The 18,803-nt window shown below is 61.5% G+C and carries 15 protein-coding genes; 7 read left to right on the top strand and 8 right to left on the bottom strand.

Annotated elements, in window-relative coordinates; genetic code table 11:
* Positions 1–78: 78 nt before the first annotated feature.
* Both NG900_RS12975 and actP read left to right on the top strand, forming a co-directional pair.
* Positions 79–393: a DUF485 domain-containing protein gene (locus NG900_RS12975; protein ID WP_252680798.1), complete on the top strand. Its 315-nt coding sequence runs from the start codon at positions 79–81 to the stop codon at positions 391–393.
* Positions 390–1,961 carry a cation/acetate symporter ActP gene (actP, locus tag NG900_RS12980; protein WP_252680945.1) on the top strand — a complete coding sequence of 524 codons (1,572 nt, stop codon included), beginning with the start codon at positions 390–392 and terminating at the stop codon, positions 1,959–1,961. The genes NG900_RS12975 and actP overlap by 4 nt, the downstream gene beginning before the upstream one ends.
* Positions 1,962–2,026: 65 nt before the next feature.
* Here the strand turns inward: actP and NG900_RS12985 are convergent, their stop codons facing one another.
* The gene (locus tag NG900_RS12985) at positions 2,027–2,443 is read right to left on the bottom strand and encodes a nuclear transport factor 2 family protein (protein WP_252680800.1); all 417 of its coding nucleotides are present in this window, start codon (positions 2,441–2,443) and stop codon (positions 2,027–2,029) included.
* Positions 2,444–2,609: 166 nt separating this feature from the next.
* Positions 2,610–3,482, bottom strand: coding sequence for a LysR family transcriptional regulator (locus tag NG900_RS12990; RefSeq protein WP_252680802.1), 873 nt, complete (start codon positions 3,480–3,482; stop codon positions 2,610–2,612).
* Positions 3,483–3,641: 159 nt separating this feature from the next.
* Here NG900_RS12990 and NG900_RS12995 point away from each other — a divergent pair, with 159 nt between their 5' ends.
* Positions 3,642–4,655 (top strand): NAD(P)H-quinone oxidoreductase, encoded by a 1,014-nt coding sequence (locus NG900_RS12995; protein ID WP_252680804.1) that lies wholly within the window; start codon positions 3,642–3,644, stop codon positions 4,653–4,655.
* A gap of 76 nt (positions 4,656–4,731) precedes the next feature.
* Here NG900_RS12995 and NG900_RS13000 read toward each other — a convergent pair whose 3' ends face one another.
* Complete coding sequence (locus NG900_RS13000; protein ID WP_252680806.1) at positions 4,732–7,548, bottom strand: winged helix-turn-helix domain-containing protein; 2,817 nt, start codon at positions 7,546–7,548, stop codon at positions 4,732–4,734.
* Between the two features lie 34 nt (positions 7,549–7,582).
* Positions 7,583–8,356, bottom strand: coding sequence for an SDR family oxidoreductase (locus tag NG900_RS13005; RefSeq protein WP_252680808.1), 774 nt, complete (start codon positions 8,354–8,356; stop codon positions 7,583–7,585).
* A 740-nt stretch (positions 8,357–9,096) separates the two neighbouring features.
* On the opposite strand from NG900_RS13005, the gene NG900_RS13010 reads away from it, so the two are divergent.
* On the top strand, positions 9,097–10,074 hold the full coding sequence (locus NG900_RS13010) for an enoyl-CoA hydratase/isomerase family protein (protein WP_252680810.1): 978 nt from the start codon (positions 9,097–9,099) through the stop codon (positions 10,072–10,074).
* 177 nt (positions 10,075–10,251) lie between these two features.
* On the top strand, positions 10,252–11,124 hold the full coding sequence (gene hchA / locus NG900_RS13015; RefSeq protein WP_252680812.1) for a glyoxalase III HchA: 873 nt from the start codon (positions 10,252–10,254) through the stop codon (positions 11,122–11,124).
* A 256-nt stretch (positions 11,125–11,380) separates the two neighbouring features.
* Here the strand turns inward: hchA and NG900_RS13020 are convergent, their stop codons facing one another.
* From NG900_RS13020 to NG900_RS13030, 4 genes are all read right to left on the bottom strand, one after another.
* Positions 11,381–12,421 (bottom strand): cache domain-containing protein, encoded by a 1,041-nt coding sequence (locus tag NG900_RS13020; RefSeq protein ID WP_252680814.1) that lies wholly within the window; start codon positions 12,419–12,421, stop codon positions 11,381–11,383.
* 408 nt (positions 12,422–12,829) lie between these two features.
* Complete coding sequence (locus NG900_RS26615; protein ID WP_289813775.1) at positions 12,830–12,964, bottom strand: hypothetical protein; 135 nt, start codon at positions 12,962–12,964, stop codon at positions 12,830–12,832.
* A 441-nt stretch (positions 12,965–13,405) separates the two neighbouring features.
* Positions 13,406–14,872, bottom strand: a complete 1,467-nt coding sequence (locus NG900_RS13025; RefSeq protein ID WP_252680816.1) for a short-chain fatty acid transporter — start codon at positions 14,870–14,872, stop codon at positions 13,406–13,408.
* Positions 14,873–14,890: 18 nt separating this feature from the next.
* On the bottom strand, positions 14,891–16,516 hold the full coding sequence (locus NG900_RS13030) for an amidase (protein WP_252680818.1): 1,626 nt from the start codon (positions 16,514–16,516) through the stop codon (positions 14,891–14,893).
* A 39-nt stretch (positions 16,517–16,555) separates the two neighbouring features.
* Between NG900_RS13030 and NG900_RS13035 the strand changes: the two genes are divergently transcribed.
* A complete protein-coding gene (locus NG900_RS13035) occupies positions 16,556–17,440 on the top strand; it encodes a LysR family transcriptional regulator (protein ID WP_252680820.1) in 885 nt (294 codons plus the stop codon).
* A gap of 58 nt (positions 17,441–17,498) precedes the next feature.
* Positions 17,499–18,089 carry a cysteine hydrolase family protein gene (locus tag NG900_RS13040; RefSeq protein ID WP_252680822.1) on the top strand — a complete coding sequence of 197 codons (591 nt, stop codon included), beginning with the start codon at positions 17,499–17,501 and terminating at the stop codon, positions 18,087–18,089.
* The last annotated feature ends 714 nt before the right edge of the window (positions 18,090–18,803 follow it).

Consider the following 18,803-nt stretch of genomic DNA (forward strand, 5'->3'; position numbering starts at 1 on the left):
TTCATCCAGAAGCGCCGGCATGGCATGTCGGCGTTGACGGCTTGTTGTCACTAAAAATACAGCACTAGGAGACAAACGATGCAGGAACCCACCAGTACAGAGCGCATCCAGCGCCATCCCAGATTCGGCGACCTCGTCCGCCGTCGCTCCAGCCTGTCGCGCAGACTGCTGGTGCTAGTCCTCGCCCCCTATCTCGCGCTGATGCTAACCGTCGCGTTGCAGCCGCAGTTCCTGGCCCAGCCGCTTCGGCACGGTACGTGGCTCAACCTCGGCATCGCAATTTCCGTCGGCATCGTGTTGCTGGGATGGGTTGCAACGTGGTTTTACGTGCGGCGTGCGAATGGACAACTCGAGACGATCGTGCAGCAGATCCTGTCGGAGGCGGCCCAATGAATCTCCAAGCCATCGCCATGTTCCTGCTCTTTGTCGCTCTGACTCTGGGCATCACATACCGGGCCGCCTCGCGCACCCGTACCGCCAACGATTTCTATACCGCCGGCGGCGGCATCACCGGCATGCAGAATGGCCTGGCCGTGGCCGGCGACTACATGTCGGCCGCCACGCTGCTCGGCGTCGTGAGCCTGGTCTATGCGCGCGGCTTCGACGGACTGCTCTACATCGTCGGCTTCTTCATCGGCTGGCCGGTGATGCTGTTCCTGATGGCTGAGCGGCTACGCAATCTCGGCAAGTTCACCTTCGTGGACATCATCGCTGACCGGCTCGACCCCGTCACCACACGCTGCGTCGCGGCAAGCAGCAGTTTGGTAGTCGTGTTGCTCTACCTGATCGTGCAGATGGTGGGTGCCGGCGAACTGGTGCAGTTGCTGTTCGGCATCGACTACACCTATGCCGTGGTCGGGGTTGGCGCGCTGATGATGATCTATGTGACTGTGGGCGGCATGGTCGCGACGACATGGGTCCAGATCACCAAAGCGGTGTTGTTGATGTTCGGCGGCACGCTACTGTTGCTGCTGTCGCTGGCGCACTTTGGCTTCAGCCTTGAAACCCTGGTTACCCGCGCAGTGGCGGTGCACCGCAGCGGCCCGGCATTGCTCGCGCCCGGCACGCTGTTCGCCGATCCGGTGTCGGCGCTCTCACTCAGCGTAGCCACGGTGCTCGGCCTCTCGGGGCTGCCGCATATCCTGATGCGCTTCTTTACCGTGCCGAATGCATGCGAGGCACGCAAAAGCGTGTTGGTTGCCAGCACCTGTATTGGCTACATGTTCCTGGCGATGTTTGCCATCGGCCTCGCCGCGACTGTTATCGTGGGCACCAATGCCCGCTTCTTCGAAGCTGGTCACGTTGGCGGGAAACTGCTCGGCGGCGGCAACATGGTCGCCATGCATCTCGCCAACGCCACCGGCGGCAATCTCTTCCTGGGGTTCCTGGCGGCCGTCGCCTTTGCCACGATTCTCGCCGTGGTCTCTGGCCTGACGCTGGCCGGTGCGTCGGCAATCTCGCACGACATCTACGCAAATGTGCTCCGCCGCGGCAATGCCACCGAAGCGGCGGAAATTGCAGTCACGAAACGGGCCACGGGGGTGATCGGCGTCATCGCAGTCTTGCTGGGCATCGCCTTCAAGGGGCAAAACCTCGCCTTCCTGGTCGCGCTTGCTTACAACGTGGCGGCATCTGCGAATTTTCCGGTGCTGGTGCTCTCGATGTACTGGCGTGGCCTGACCACTCGCGGTGCGGTCTGGGGTGTGGCGTCGGGACTGGTGTCGTCGGTGGCGCTGGTGATCCTCTCCCCCGCTGTGTGGAAGAACGTGCTGGGCCACCCTACGGCGATTTTCCCGTACGACCACCCGGCGCTGTTCACTGTCCCATTCGCTTTCCTGGTCGCGTATCTATGCTCTCGTTTCGATAACAGCCCCCGCGCGCACGCGGAGCGCCAGGCCTTTGATGCGCGCCTGGTCCAGGCACAGACAGGGCGTGGTGCCGCGGCAGCATCCAACCACTGATGCCCAGAGCGTGAGCAAGCGCGGGCTGCGCGCCACACGGAGGTGCAGCCCGCTCGATGGACCTGTTAGGCCACAGTGGGTGTCAGTGCAGCATAGAACGCCGCGCTGTCCCAGTAAGCGCGCATGAATTCGATGCTGCTATCCGTGCCCATGCGAACAATAAAGACGTGCGGCAGCGAGAAAGACTGGCCTCGGTTTGCGATCCCTAACACGTCGCGAGCCTGAGTGCCAGTGATGGTGACCTCGGCAACAGCGGTGCGCTGGGCATCGTCGCTATAGACGGCAGTGACCTGGTTGCTCAAATTGGGGAAACCATCCATCAGAGCGCGCCAGATTGTTTTGCCGGCCTCGCCAACCGGCCCCTCCATTCTCATGGGAACGTAGTCGATTCGCGCATCTTGCGAAAACATGGCGAGCATCCCGTCTATGTCGTGCTCACGGTAGCGAGCGAAGAACACTTTGACGACCTGGATTTGGCTCATCACGGACCTCCCTGAAAATGGATCATGGAGCAGGCTGATATGGCGCCCGATGATCCGCCCAGCCCACGCAGTCATCATCTGCCTTCGCTGAACCTTGTCAATGCCCCTCCCCAAACGGGGGGCTACACCAACGCGGTGCCGGGACTGGCATGGCAGTTGCGGCCTGCTATCGAAGGCGTTCGAAGGCGTGTGCGATCTCTTCGATCGCAGCGCGTATCCGCGCTGTGTGGCGCAAGTCCTTATGGGTCACCAGCCACACTTCATAGGGCACATCGCGGCAACGCTCAGGCCAGAGCCTGACCAAGTCGTCAGCGTTGCCCATGTATATGGGAATCTCGCCAACACCGAGCCCTGCCTTGATGGCAGTGCGTAGCATCAGGCTGGAGTTGACCGCCGCCACGATACGTCCGCCGGCAATGGACTCGCCCGCCAACATCGGCTCGCGCGATCCGAGCACGTAAGGCTGGTACACCACCAAATCATGGCCGGAGAAGGCCGTACCAACCTGGGGCTCGCCATGCACGCGAAGGTAGCCTCGTGAGGCAAACAGGCCCATCGGCCACTGAGCCAGACGGCGCGCGATCAAGTCCGGGTTGTCCGGCCTGGCTGTGCGGATCGCGATATCCGCTTCCCGTTTTGCCAGATTCAGTATTCGGGTCGACGCATCGATCTGCCATACAACCTCGGGATACTTTGCGTGAAGCGCCTCGAGCGCGGGCATCAGAAAATCCATCGCCAGCGAATCGGTCGTCGTGATCCGCACCTCGCCCGCGAGCCGGGCGTCAAGCCCTTGCGTCAACCGCTGGAAGTCATTGGCAGACTGCTCCATGCGCTGCGCCGCATCCAGCACGCTCTCGCCTGCCATGGTCAACACGTAGCCGGTTGACGTACGGAGGAACAGTGTTGCCCCAATCACGCCCTCCAGCGCCGCAAGGCGCCGACCAACGGTGGCCTGGTCCACGTCAAGCGATCTCGCCGCGGCGCGCAACGTGCCACCCCGATACAGCGCGAGAAAAACCCGGGCATCGTCCCAGTTCATAGCCCCCTCTCAATCACCCAAAGCACCCCATGCGATTCTGCATGTCAGGGATGAAAACCTGCATCACCTAACAAAACGGCTGATCCCTATACTCAGTCAACCGCGACAACGATCCCATGACGGAGATCCACACCGCATCCACGAGTTATAGGAAATTCCATGTCTTCGCCTAACATCCCCGATACGATGACCGCCATCGAAATCACACACCCCGGCGGTCCTGAAGTGCTGGTGCCCACACGGAGGCCACTGCCCACGCCCGGTCCGGGCGAACTGCTAATCCGTCACCACGCAGCCGGTGTCAACGGCCCAGACGTATTCCAACGCAAGGGGCTGTACGATCCACCTCCCGGTGCCTCCGACATCCCCGGGCTTGAAGTCGCGGGCGAAATCGTGGCCCTCGGCGACGGCGTCACCGGGTTCAAAGTCGGCGATCTCGTCTGCGCCCTGATTCCCGGGGGTGGATACGCCCAATACAGTGTCGCCAGCGAGCACAATACCTTGCACCTGCCGGAGGGCCTGCAACTGGTGGAAGCTGCCGCGATGCCGGAAACCTTCATGACCGTCTGGCTCAACCTGTTCCAGCGAGGCAAGTTCGCCAAGGGGGATACTGTCCTGATCCATGGTGGCGCATCGGGCATCGGCACCACGGCCACGATGCTCAGCAAAGCGTTTGGCGCGTCCAAGATCATCACCACCGTGGGCTCGGACGCCCAACGCGATGCCAGTCTTGCACTGGGCGCCGATTACGCGGTCAATTACCTACAAGAGGATTTTGTCGACGCCGTCATGCGTGTCACCGACGGCAAGGGTGCCGATGTCATCGTGGATATCATCGCCGGCGACTACGTCCCCCGCAACTACGCTGCCGCGGCCATTAACGGGCGCATCGTGCAGATCGGTGTCATCAAGGGCGTCGCCAAGGAAGTCGACTTTTTCCCGATGTTGACCAAGCGCCTCACGCATATCGGCTCGACCTTGCGTTCGCGCACACCTGAAGAAAAGGCCGAGATCATCCGCGAGCTCGAGACGCAGGTCTGGCCGCTGATGGCATCTGGCGCAGTCAAGCCGCTCATCTATCAGACTTTCGCACTGGAACAGGCGAGAGCAGCCCATGAGCTGATGGACTCTGGCACCCACATTGGCAAGATCGTGCTCACGATGGACCAGTAGCGGCACGGCCGGAGCGGGCAACGCCGTCCGTTCCGGCCGTTCGTGCACGCTGGCTCCAGGTACGGGCATGCCTAGATCAGCGCCCTTCCTGCACGCTTTCGTCCACGGCCCTCGGCAGGTCACGGCCCAGACCGCTACGTACGGCCTGGATGCGGGAACTGACTTTCAGCTTCTCAAAAATATTCTTCAAGTGCCATTTCACTGTCTCAGGCGCAACCCGGATAGCCCTGGCAATTTCCTTGTTGGACAGACCTCTGGCCACGTAGTCCAAAATTTCCACCTCGCGGGCACTTAGCCGATTGGCCACCAATGGATCCACCGGGTATTCAGCCCGATAGTCCGCCGCGCTTCGCGCAGAGGTGCTGCGCACTGCATCCGCCGTGCCGGCCAGCGCATCGAACCCCGCGCGTAGCCCGTCCACATACCAAAGGTCGACCCCGGCCGGCAGTGCCTGTTGCTGACGCAGACCATCAAGAATGTCGCGGGTTACCGGCCCCGCATCGAGGAAAACGCGCTGAAGACCGTTCGTCTGGCCATACGCAACCGCCGCTTGTATAGCCTGGATGGCCTGCGCGCGCTGTCCAGCGCTATACATGGCGACCGCGAGCGCCACCGAGATCTGCGCGCTGAGGTACTGCATGCCAGCAGCACTGACTTCTCCCAGCACAGCCTGCAAGATGGGCACCGCTTCCACAGGGCGGCCACGGGCCACCAACAGACGGCAATGCGCCACCTGGAAACGTTGCCAGGTCTCCAAGTAGCTACCTTGCAGGCTTTCCGGCCGCTGCCCAACCAGTGCCTCCAACTCGTGGCCGATCCGCGCGGCGCGGCCCAGGTCGCCGGACCGGATACTGATCCGGATCGCCTCAGCCTTGCATGCGACCTGCATGCGTAGCCATTGGCGGCTTCTGGCAACGGCTTCCGCGTCTTCCACGATTCGATAGGCTTCGTCGTGTTCTCCCGTTAGCAGCCGCAGCCGTGCGAGCGTTACGCAGAAGCCGATCAGGGGGCCCAACGAGCACGACTGTAGTGCCATCTCGAGCCGCCCTTCCAGCAGCTCGGCGACCCGGCCCAAATCATTCCATTCATAGTGGATGGCGGCCAGATATCCAACTGGGAGTACCGATGCGGCAGACTGCCGGCCGGCGCGCGCATCGGATTCACGCAGCACGTCCTCCAGGGTCTGAACGGCCTCGCCCAGGTGGCCTTGCACGAACAGACTGAGCCCAACCATGCTCTGCCGGTACACCGCGGCGTAGACCGGCGCATCCGCGCCGGTACCGAACGTTAGCGCGCGCCGCAACCGCTTGATCTCCCCAAACCCGGACGCATAGCTCAGTCCGAAGATGAGCGTCGTCAGGCCGATTCCTTCCGCCCATGAGCCTTCGGCCGGACCCAGTTCCAGGACTTTTCGCCCCATTTCCAGCGCGCGTTGACTTTCGTCGGATAGGGCTGCGATCAACGCTTTGACTGCGTGCAACTCGACACGGACCACCTCAGTGACGGACAACTGCCCGAGCCCGATGTCATCCTCGACGGCCTGCAATTCGCGTCTAGCTGCCGCAGCTTGCATCGTCAGCGCGAGCGCCCAGGCATGCGCGAGGCGCAAGCGCAGTCGGCCACGAACAGCCTCGGCAGGCAGTTTCGCGACCCAGCTCAGAACCGTCCGCACATCGCTGGTCTCCACCAAGTTCATCGCGCATTGCTCGACCCAACCTGCTGCGCGGTCACCATCGCCGGCAGCAAGGGCGTGCTTGACGGCCTCAGCCCATAGAGAGTGCTCAGCGAACCATTCGCTGGCTCGGCGATGCAGCCCGGCAACTTCATGCGGTCGTTCCCGAAGCAGGCGCTGTCTCAAATACTCGGCAAAGAGCGCGTGATAGCGGTACCACTGGCCCTCAGCGTCCAATGGTCTGACGAACATGTTCCGTCCCATCAGCCATTCAAAACTGGCTTGTGCCTCGTTGGTGCCGGTCATCGCATCGCACAAGGGCACCGACATTCGGTCCAGCACCGCGGTCTGCAGGAGAAATGCTTGTAGCGGCGCTGGAACGTGAACAAATACGTTCTCATTCAGATACGCTTCAACGCTGCGCCGGGCAAACGGTATGCGCTCTGCAAAAGCGCCAGCCTGGTCGCTCGCGCTCAATGCAAACGACGCCAGTTGCAATCCAGCCACCCAGCCCTCCGTCGCTTCCAGCAGCGCCTCAGTCTGCGCCGGGGTCAGGGCATAGCCGGAAATGGCAGAGAAAAATGCCTGCGTTTCCACGCTGTCAAAGCGCAGGGCATCCGCATCCAGCTTCAGCAATTGGCCTCGGGCCTCGAAGTAACTGAGCGGAAAAGCGGGCTCACTACGCCCTGCGACGAGCACGTGCAGATTCTCCGGCGCATAGCGCAGCAGCCGGAACACCGCCTCGTGAATGGCCGGCGACGACAGTCGGTCGAAATCATCTAGCACCAGCACCACCTGGCGCGGCAGCGCCGCGACCGCATTGAGGAGCTCGGCAAACATCGCGTCCGCTGGCGCCAGCAGGTCCGGCTCCAGGCCACGTGGGACCGGCTCGCCGACCTGCGTGCAAGCATCCCTCGCCGCAGCGAGCAGGTAGGTGCCAAACTGGAAGAGATCGTCGTCGTCGCGGTCGATGCTCATCCAGCCAACGGCGCAGCCTTCCTGCGCCAGGATGTTCTTCCACTCACTCAACAGCGACGTCTTGCCGAAGCCGGCCGGGGCGACCAGCACTGTGAGCTTCCGCTCCATGCTGGAGCGCAATTGCTCGATGGCGCGCTCACGATGGATATAGTGGCGCGTTCGCGGTGGGGCCAGCTTTGTGAGGATCAAGGCTGGCCGCCATTGAGGCCGCTGCGCAGCAACGGCCGGCGCTGATTGGGTCATTCGGGCTTCATCCTGACGGCGGGTGGGGCATGCGCTAGACCGTCACATCCCATTCTTCCGCCTGTTCCCGCCGCACCATCTCGGCGGCGGACTCGGGCTTGACGGTCCGATAGCGATGCGTCGTAGCCGTGATGACATCGATCATGGCGTCAATCATTTCCTGCGGGTCATGCTGGTTGTTCAGCGGGCGCTTTACCCGTGGCTGCATCGCCTGCTTTCCGTCTTCCCACCATTGGTCCATGCTTTCCATACCGGTATCGTTGAACCCGGTGCGGTATGCGCCGGGATTCACCGTCGCCACTTGGACCCCGTAAGGTTTGAGCTCCTCGCGCATGGATGAGCACAGCGCCTCGACCGCATGCTTGGAGGCCGCATACGCCGCCACCCAGGGGACCTTGACCAGGCCAGCAACAGAAGACGTCCAGACGATCTTGCCGCTGCCGCGCTGGATCATCTGTCGGGCAAAGCCCTGCGCCAGTTCAAGCGACGCGAAGACATTGGTCTCGAAGACACGCCGCACAAGTGCGATGGGAATCTCCGCCACCGGCCCCGCCTCCATGATGCCTGCATTGTTGAATAGCACGTCGATCTCGTACTGAAACGCATGCTGCCGGTCAATCGGATCCAGCACATCGAGCTTGATTACGGTCAATCGGACGCCTTCAAGCTCGGCCGCATTGCGCAACTCCGTCACCTGCGGCCAAATGTGAGCCCCGGCAATCACGTTATGGCCGCCGCGCGCGAGCCCCAGTGCCACGCCTCTGCCAAAGCCGCTGCCCGCACCGGTCACCAATACGGTCTTCCCCATCGCCACGCTCCTGAAGTCACAGACCCGCCGTAAGGCGGTTAGCCGCCGTACCACCCGGCGCTCTGTGTTGCTGCGCAATCACGCCGGCATCTTGCACCTCAAAAAGGCCGCCATGACGTGGGCACCTTGGTGGCCTCGGCGCCACGGCAAGCACTCAGTCCGTGGCCGCCAACAGTGCCAGCAGAGGCCGGCCACGATCCACCTCGGGATATTTGCCAAGGCTCCCCAGTGCAACAGGCCAACAAGATCTTCTTGCCCATCATGCTTCACTCCTCTTCACTAGGAGCAGCCGAGCAGATTCGGGGACGAGGACGGAAGCCAATGATCGCTGAAACGAGCGTCAAGGCACAAGAACATGAAATGCCGTCGAAGGGGGGGCGTTGGGGGGCTCCGGGACGATGCCATTTCGTCGCTCTTGCCAAGCATAGTCGGTGCTACACGGAAAGCTCGCGTGCTAAAGCGAACGCCGATCTCAGCATTGCCCGACCCTGTCGGAGCCCGCCCCCCCATTCAGGGAGGTCTCTTGCAAACGCCGCGGCGATGCACGGATCATTGTGTTGGTGAAGCTTGCCTCTTCAACCCGGCGACGAATCTCTCTCCAAGGCGAAATTCCTGACGTCGTCACTTTCATCCCGCACCTGGGAATCCCGCAGCGGGGCGGTTCAGGGCAATCGCGTCACCCAACTCGGCAGGAAGCCTGACCCAGCTGGCGCAAGACGAATGCAATCACGGAGTCCACCATGTCGAATCTCTCAAGACGTTCCTTCGTCCAGTCCCTCGGCGCCGCAACAGTCGCACCGGGAGCACTGCTCGCCCCAACTACGGCTGGCGCTGCGGTGGGAGCCACGACTGCAGCCTCAGCGCCGCCGCAGGGAGGCGGCGCGAACTATGCCGACTACAAGCATATCCACGTCGCCCAGGACCACGGCGTCGCCACCGTTACGTTGAACTACCCGCCGCTCAATCTACTCGACGAGGTGCTGTCGGATGAGTTTGATCGGGTGACCCGACAACTGGAACAGGACACGAACGTACGCGTCATCGTCCTGCAGAGCGCCGTACCGAAGTTTTTCATCGCGCACTCGGGGCTGCACCGTGTCGGCTCGGCGCCAAAGACGAGCTCGAATACGCGTACCTTCCGCCTGACCCAGATGCTCGGCGAACGCCTGCGCAACATGCCCAAGGCCGTGATCGCCAAGGTCGAGGGCATCGCGCGTGGTGGTGGCTGCGAGATTGCTCTGGCCGCTGACATGTGCTTCGCCGCGATCGACAAGGCTGTGTTCGGGCAGCCGGAAGTTGTCTGCGGACTCGTCCCTGGAGGCGGCAACACGCAACGTCTGCCGCGGCGTATGGGGCGCGCGCGCGCCCTCGAGGTTCTGTTGGTCGGTGGTGATTTCTCGGCTGAACTGGCTGACCACTACGGCTACATCAATCGCGCGTTGCCCGCCGCGGAGCTGGGTCCATTCGTGGACAAGCTCGCGCGCCGCATTGCGACCTTCCCTCCTATCACGATTGCCCATCTGAAAAAGGCGGTGGACATGGGTGCCGATCCACTCTTCTCCGAAGGGTTGTTGGTGGAGGCACATGAAGCCGACCTTTGCGTTGCCAACGAATCGATACAGGCACGCGTGAGGGCGATACTCGCAGCCGGCGCCGAGACCTACGAAGGCGAACTCCACTTCCCCGACCTGTCTTCGAAGCTGCCGGCCGCCGATTGAGCGATCGAGCTACCTCAGGACAGCCGCGATCCGCATGTGTGCGCAGACGCTGATACAAGCGGGCAGAAGCAGGGCGCCGGAATGCCTCGCCCGTGATTGGGGGGATCTCACTCAATAGAAGTAACAGCCGGTAGAAACCAAGCTCTAAAACCGTTCTTCTTTAGAAGGAAACCTATCATGACATCCCAGACAGACAGCAAGCAGCCGACGCCTGATCAAGCCGAGCGTAAAGCGTTCTTTCCGTCCCCCTACTCGCTCTCGCAATTCACATCGCCAAAGTCAGATCTCTCGGGTGCCGACTACCCGGATGCTTACAAGGGAGGTCGCTGGAAGGTACTACTTGTCGCTGCGGATGAGCGTTATCTGCTGACCGGGAACGATACCTTCTTTTCTACCGGCAACCATCCCATCGAGACGCTCCTGCCCATGTACCACCTGGACCGCGCAGGCTTCGAGTTCGACATTGCCACGCTATCCGGCAATCCGGTCAAGTTCGAGTGGTGGGCGTTCCCCTCTGAGGACGAGGAGGTAAAGGCCTTCTACGCCAAGTATGAGCAGAAGTTTCACGAGCCAAGCAAGCTTGCCGACGTTATTGAAACCCTGGACAAGGATGCAGACTACATTGCGGTTTTCATCCCCGGCGGACACGGTGCTCTGATGGGTCTCCCCTTCAGCGCAGACATGAAGAAAACCCTGCAGTGGGCTATGGAGAACGATCGGTTCATCGTCACGCTGTGCCACGGGCCTGCGGCCTTGCTTTCAGCCGGCGTAGGCGAACCCAATGGCGGAGATCTGTTTCGTGGCTACCGCATTTGCGCATTCCCGGATGCCCTGGATAAGCAGACGCCAGCTATGGGTTATATGCCCGGTCCCTTGCGCTGGTCCTTCGGCGAAAAACTTGCGGCGATGGGAATCGAGATCACAAACACGAAAATTGATGGAAGCGTGATGCGAGACCGAAAGCTCCTCACAGGTGACAGTCCCTACGCCGGCAACAATCTTGGCAAGCTGGCTGCCCGCGCGTTACTGGACGACGTGAAAAACAGGTGACCGCTAGCGCTCACGCCATCGAGTGTCTGGTCAGGCGGTTGATTGGGATTGCCCGCATAGACATTGATTTTCCTGCGGTCACAGCGCGGGATGTTTCACTTATCCCGAGCTGCACGACTTCTTTGAGCTACATGTGTGGCCCCTTTGGGCTCAGCCTGAGGGGGCACTCCAAAAGCCTGAGTTGAATGGGCCAGGATTCGGTACAACGGCAGGCAGACTGCGATAGCGTTTCGGCCTAACGCACTCGATTACCCTTTCACGCTTCGGGCCGCTGCACGATCACGCCATACCAACCTAGACCTGGATAGGTCTCATAGCCAGGGGTGCGCGCAAAGGCGACTTGCGTGCCGTCAGATGTTTGGTAGCAACCCGTTGATGCATTGCCCGCCTTGAGGGGGAATATCTCGCTCAACAGCCCTTTGCCGTCTGAGGCGGCGATCACGCGATGATTGGAGTCGATGAGCAGGCAACGCGTACGCTGCCAATCTTCGCTGGATACTCGCACGCTCTTTACCACCGTCTCGGCCTGGGGTTCCCAGTTGAAGAACACCGCGAGCACACCAAGCGGCGCACCATCGACCTGGCCCTCGGAGCGGATCGCAGTAGCGTAGGTCGCGACGCTGGCGTTGTTAAGCATCCGTGAGACCGCAATGTCGTGCGCCACATACTCTTCGCCCGATGTGGTCGCCAACGCGCGCCGGAACCAGTCCACGCCTGACACAGTCCGACCACGCACATCTGGATAGGCTTGTGGCCTGCCGTTGGCGATCACCCGCCCTTGGGCGTCGATTACCCACAGGTCCAAATAGACGGTGTAGCTGTTCAAGATGACGCCCAGCCTCTTACTCGCGAATGCCGTCGTGCTGCTGTCAGGACGGCTCACCGCTTCGACCACGGCCGCGTCGGTAGCCCACCAGCGTACGTCACAAGAGCGTTCGTAGAGATTGCGATCGACAATGTCGATCATGTTGAGCGCCATGTCCGCCAGACGCTGACCCTGCTGGCCACGCATCTGTTGGATCATGGCATCGCCCAGTTGCGTAAGCTCGACGATGGAACCGCCCAGCTCGGTGGTGAGCTCGCCGGTAATGCCCGCAATGCGCTCCGACACCTGCTTGACCTGATTGGCAACCACGCTGAAGGTACGGCCCGTTTCTCCGGCGCGCGCGGCCTCGATCAGGGCGTTCAGTGCGAGAAACTTGGTTTCGCGGTTGATTTCAGCAATGCCGGAAATCTTGTTGTCGGCGATACGGCCAACGTGGTGAGACAGTTCTACGATGCGCTCCGCACTTGCCATGGCGCGACTCCTTTCGGTGCAATGGGCTCCGGCATGGGCAGTACAGAAGCCGGATGGATTTGATCTGCGGGGGACCATGCGAAAGGCGTGCCAAGCGGGGTGACGCGGGGATGCCGAATCCATTGCACGGCACATGAGCATGCTCAGTCAGGTCGCGCATCGCGAGAGTGCAGGATGCCCTATGTGCGGGCGCATATTGGGCCAGACCATCGTGCAGCCGGCATTGACTTTGCCTGCAGCGTCGCGAACAGTAGGTCAACTCGCACATGAAGCAGGTCTGGCAGCGATCCAGCATCGGCTTGATCGCTCCTTAGGCAAGGATGGAATTGGCCCCGTGTCAGGAAGGACGAGGCGATTCAACGTCGGTGCGCCAAACAGGCGGCACGGACATGGCGGGCCAGCGAGTTGTCACCCGAAGCGGCCCCAAGCCTGGGCCAGTGGCTCGTATTCGACAGGAGATAGGCCCACCTCAAAAAGCATGGTGCGTTTGAAGCGGTATTCGTCGTTGGTGCGACCTGATTTTTGTTTTTGTTGTGCGGTCATGCGTTTTGTTCTCCATCTTGACGGGTGTTAGGGCAGCTCCCTAACAAGGGGATCGCACAGGCTAAATTCATTTAGCCGCCATGTGCGATTGGCCTTGCTTAACCCGCAAATTTTCCCAGTCATCTAAACGGTGCTACGCTGGCCCCTTCTTTGAGAGGGGAAGGTGTCGCCTATGTCAGGCGACAAACCAGTCTCCCTCTGTCGTTTATTTCTAGTTAGGCGTACCGTCCTCTGCCACGTGAGGCCCTTAGAGGACATTTGCGTTGGCAATAGAAGTGGTTCAGATGATGCGCACAATACCCCAACTCCGGCTTGCAGAAGGCAAACAGGTCATGCGGCGGACTGGGCACCGCATCTCCGGTTGTCAGTAAAACATTGACGCTGAGGTCAACGAAAGCGGGGTTGCTTGCGCCGCCTAATGGAAGCGCAAGCGGCGGTGCGCTAGGGTAGGACTGGTGAGGAATATGGCAATGTCCTTGCTAGTGCCCACAGCAGTATCAACACGATAGGGGTATGGCTGAGAAACTGGGCGAAGGTAAAGCCGACTAGGTCACGGGCTTTCAACCTCAGGATGCCGAGCAAGGGCAGCATCCAGAACGGGTTGATGAGGTTCGGCAGCGCCTCGGCGGCGTTGTAGATTTGTACCGCCCATCCCAGATGAACGTGCAAGTCGTTGGCAGCCTGCATCACATAGGGCGCTTCGATGATCCACTTCCCACCACCGGATGGCACGAAAAAGCCCAGTACCGCGGAATAGATGCCCATCATCAACGGGTAGCTTTCGCCCGATGACACGCTGACAAACAGCGTTGAAAGGTGGTGGGAAAGCGACGCGCCGTCCGCGCCCTGCGCGGTGGTCAGCATGCTGGCGATAGCCCCGTAGAGCGGGAACTGGATCAGCACGCCAGTGGTGGCCGGTACCGCCTTACCAACCGCATCGAGAAAGCTCCGCGGTCTCCAATGCAGAAGCATGCCGGCCAGCAGGAAGATCAGGTTGTAGGTATTGAGGCCAGAAATCGCCACCAGCAAGGGCTTGGAGGACAATTCATGCCACACCCACCCTCCCCCCAATGCCACGAGCACAAGTGTCAACAGGGGACTGTGCTCAAACCATTCGCCTGGCCGCGTCTGGACAGACTCGGAAATCCCCGTCGGCTCGATTTCGACACCGAGTTCGGCGGCCGTCCTCGCGCGGGCCGGGGCTGGTGCGGTCCAGTAGGCGATCAGCGTTGATACCGCCAGCAATACAGCCGTCACCACCAAGCTTTGCCACAGAAAAATCGTCTGGCTGAAGGGAATCACCCCGGTGATCTTAAGCAGGCTGGCTGGAATACTGGCAGCGTTCGCCTGCAGTTGCGCCGCCGACGAGCTGAGGCCCATCGCCCAGGTTGCACCGATACCGAGATACGCGGCGGCGCCGGCGGCGCGGTAGTCCATGCGCAGCTCCGTGCGGCGGGCAAGCGCCTTGGCCAGCAGGCCCGCAAAAATCAGGCTGATGGCCCAGTGCAGCAGCGATGCCACCACGCTGACGAAGGCCACATAGGCCACGGCCGAGCGCCCGTTCTTCGGCACCCGGGCTGCGCGGTCGACCAGCCTCGCCATTGGTGGCGAACTGGCGATGACGTATCCGGTGATGGCGACCATCGCCATCTGCATGGTGAACGGAATCAGGCTCCAGAACCCATTCCCGAACGCCACGGACACAGCGCCCGGCGACGCACCGATTGCCATCGTGCCGATCGCAACGGCAACGACAGTCAGCGCGACGAACACGTAGGCATCGGGGTACCACTTCTCGCACCAGGCTGTCACACGCAGTGCCAGGCGTTCAAGCGCTGGTGTGTCGGCCGGCGGTGCGGCCTCTTGCGGCACAGGCGCGGCCGCGGCAAGCTTTTCATGAACTGACATGGCTGCATCTCCTTCTGCCTAGGCCTGGCTGCCGTGCGCGATGCGCGGGCCACGCGGAACGTGGGAAGACATACCAAGCGATTGCTCGAGCAGATGGGCGGCGCCAAGCAGACGGAAGTCGCCACGTGGACGACCCATCAGTTGCAGGCCGACCGGGCGCCCATCGGCCGTCAGGCCAACTGGGATCGATATGACGGGGCAGCCAGTCAGTGTCAGGACAAAGGTCAGGTACATCCAGTCGATATAAGACGCCAGCGGTTCCCCATCGATCTGCGTCGGGAAACGTTGCGACACCGGAAACGGCGCCACGGCGACCGTCGGGCACGCGAGCACGTCGTATTGCTCAAAGAAAGCCGCCACACGCAGAAAGAGTTCGCCGCGCAAGCGGTCGGCACGGGCCACGTCCGCACCGGTCTGGTTCAGGCCCTTCTCGATGTTCCAGATGATCTCGTCGCAAATCTGTGCGCGGTAAGGCTCCAGCAATGGGCTTCGGACGGCTGCCACCAGGTTGGCGCGCAGGGTCTGGAACGCTTCGAACGCGCCGGTGAAATCGGGGTGCGCTCCATCAACTTCCGCACCGAAATCGGCAAAGCGCAATGCAGCGGTCCGACAAATTGCCGCGACCTCGGCTTCTACCTTGCCAATACCGAGGTTTGGCGAGAACGCGACCCGGGCCGGTGCACTCGGTTCGGAAATGGCCCGGACAAACGGTACAGAAGGAGCCGGCCAAGACAGCGGATCGCGCATGTCGAAATGCGCTTGGGCATCGAGCATCAGCGCCACGTCGGCAACGCTGCGCGCCATGGGCCCTTCCACCCAGAGCGGGTCGTAAGGCATCACCGACGCCGGGCGTGGCACACGGCCAACGCTGGGCCGCATGCCAACGACACCGCAGTAGCTGGCCGGGATGCGCAGGCTTCCCCCAAGATCATTTCCGGTCGCGAGCCAGACCATACCGGCAGCCAGCGCTGCGGCCGAACCCCCAGAGGAGCCGCCTGCCGAAAGCTCGATGTTCCAAGGATTGCGCGTTGCACCAAAGACGGTGTTGAACGTGTTGGCGCCAGCAAACTCGGGCACATTCGACTTGGCAATCGGAATGGCGCCCCGCTGCTCGAGGTTGGCCACCGTAAGGTCCGAGCGATCCGCCACATTGTCGGCGTAGATCGGCGAGCCATAGGTCGTGGGCGCCCCGGACAGATCGTTGTAGTCCTTGACGGCGATCGGCAGGCCGGCGAGCCAGCCCGGTGCCTGCAACGTCGCAACATCCGGCTTTGGGAAATGTCTGGCGGTGGCGCGCGCTGCCTCGAAGCAGCGGATTGGCAGCGCGTTGACGACGGGATCAACTGCTTCGATGCGGGCAATGGCGGCGTCCACCAGATCCAGCGGCGAGAGTTCGCGCTGCCTGAGTAGCCGAACCGCCTCCGTGGCGCTCAGTTCGCACAGGGCATCGCTCCGGGTATCGGGCGTGTTGAGCGAATCCGGAGTATCGGGGGTATCAATGATGCCGATGTTGCTGGTCATGCCTGTCTCCTGTCTATTGTCATGGTCCTGCGGCGCAGGGAAGCACGCTTGTGACGCCGGGACGAATGCAGAATAATTGGCCGTGCATATCGAGGGGAAATCACATCTCCTGATGACACTCATAAGCTCGCTGCACTGCAAACCTGCGCACCGGATCCGGTCATGGACATCAGGCAACTTCGCACCTTTATCACGGTGGCGCGCTTCGGCAACGTCACCAGGGCGGCCGATGCGCTTCACGTAACGCAGCCCGCGGTCAGCGGACAACTGCGCCAAATGGAAGAGGAACTGGGGCTGCAGTTGTTCACGCGCACGAAGTCGTCGGTCGTGCTGACGCAATGCGGGCAGGCCCTGCTCGCCCGTGCTGAGAAGGCCCTGGAGGCGTTCGGCGATTTCATGCATGCCGCCAAGGCGATGCATGGACACATCGAAGGCAACCTTAGCCTTGGCATCGTGATGCTCGATCCGAGCATGCTCCGCGTGGGCCCGTTGCTTCAACGACTGGTACAGCAATGTCCCGCTCTGCGGATCGACCTGCAGGTCGGCCGCACACCCTGGCTGCTGACGGCGCTACAGGCCTCCGAGATCGACGCGGCGATCATGGTCGCGCGTTCGGCACCCAGAGGGACCAGCATGCTCGTATTGAAGCCGCTGACGTTTCGACTGGTTGCGCCGGCGGAATGGGCGGCACGGGTAGCATCTGCGGCGCCTTTGGAACTGTCACGGATGCCGTGGCTTCGCATGACGCCACGCAGTGCACATCAGGAGTTGTTGACCGAGATCCTCACACACGCTGGCATCGCCCCAGTGGAAACGGTGCTGGCCGACCACGAATTGATGATCCGGGAACTGGTTGCGGCGGGTGTAGGCATTGGGCTGATGCGAGAGAACCTCGCCCTGACCGCGCTGGCCGCCGGCGAACTGGTCTTCGTGGGCGACTACAGCGCGACGACCAACCTAGCACTTCTGTATCCCGAAGAGCGCGAGAACGAGCCCGCAATCTGTGCGGTACGTGACGCGCTACAACACGTGTGGCAGCAGGCTTAGCGCTTGAGTGTCACCGGCCTATTACGCTTGCCACAAACCCTGTCAGCCGTCGCGCAGGATGGCCCGCGAATTCCGGCGATGGGTGCGACATCGTGAAGGTCAACTGATCTCGGCGATCACCGAGGCCGGTGCGTTTGTCTGCAACGGCCCGGACATTGAGGTGCCCGACCTGCAGATCATCTTCCGGCCGGCCAAGCAGGAGAACGGCGGGCGCACCGTGCGCTTGAGCCACGGCATCAGCGCACATATCAATCTTTGCGCCCCAAAAGCAAGAGCCATGTGCGACTGGTCTCCCCGCATACGACACACTCCCCGCCGATCGACAACAACTTTTTTGACCAGCCAGAGGACATGGATCTACTCAAGTGCGGGGCCAAGTTACTGGTCGATATCATGGAGCGAGATGCCTCAAGCCGGCTCGCAAGCAGCCGCATTACCCCGTGAAGGCGAGGGCTTCGATGCCCAGGTGGTCGCCGATGCCAGTGGCTTGTGGAGCAAGATGTCCGGCGACATTGCCTTACGCCGTATGGAGCATGTCGGCGTCACGCTGACCTCGACGATTCAGTTGATCGCCGAGCTTGCAGGCAATTGGAGTACGCCCGAAGGCAGCCAATTGGTACAGGTAATCATGGGGACCGCGCAGGCGTAAAAAATGGCAATTCCCACCCAAAACCTTAACTATCGGGAGCCACTGACGCAACCAGCGGCCATGGTCGAATGCAACGGTTTAGATCTATTCAATCTCGCGAGTCCTAAGCGGGCTCGCGCTGTCCGTTGGACGCAAGTCAGACAAGCGACTTCTTGCTGCGCGCAACGCCACAAGTAGAAGAAAATGAGCAAAGCATAGCGGAATTCCGTGGTGGTGCGGTGCGCGGCCGTCTCAGCGGTGGCGCAATTGTTTGCTTGCGGTGACGGCAGCAATGAAACGGCAGTGCCGGCGGACACTCAAATTTCCGTGACACGCCCCTGCGACGAGGCGACGCGGAGCGGTATTGGGATTCATGTCGGTGTTGGAAATCGCTCTGCATGCTAACCAACGCACGCGGCGATGGGATGGCCAAGTCGGTCAAAACCGGCCAGCCACAACGCCCCACTCGTCCCACTCCCCTCGAACGATGGCGACAAGGTCGTCGCCAACACTTCGGGAACGAAAGACTCAGCTAACCGTAAAAACCCCTTAAATCGGCAGAGGCCGGGCCTCACGGCGTGTCCCTATCCTGCACCACCCGGCATGCGGTACGCAGCGGATGGTTGGAACAGTTGAGCTCCCATCACATGCCGGTCCTTCCATAGTCCATTGCGACCACCCCACCGCTTGGCTCGCGCCACCTCCTAAAAAGGAGCTGGCTCAGCGCTTTCCCCT

This window comes from Ralstonia soli (genome assembly GCF_023955655.1).
Taxonomy (GTDB): domain Bacteria; phylum Pseudomonadota; class Gammaproteobacteria; order Burkholderiales; family Burkholderiaceae; genus Ralstonia; species Ralstonia soli.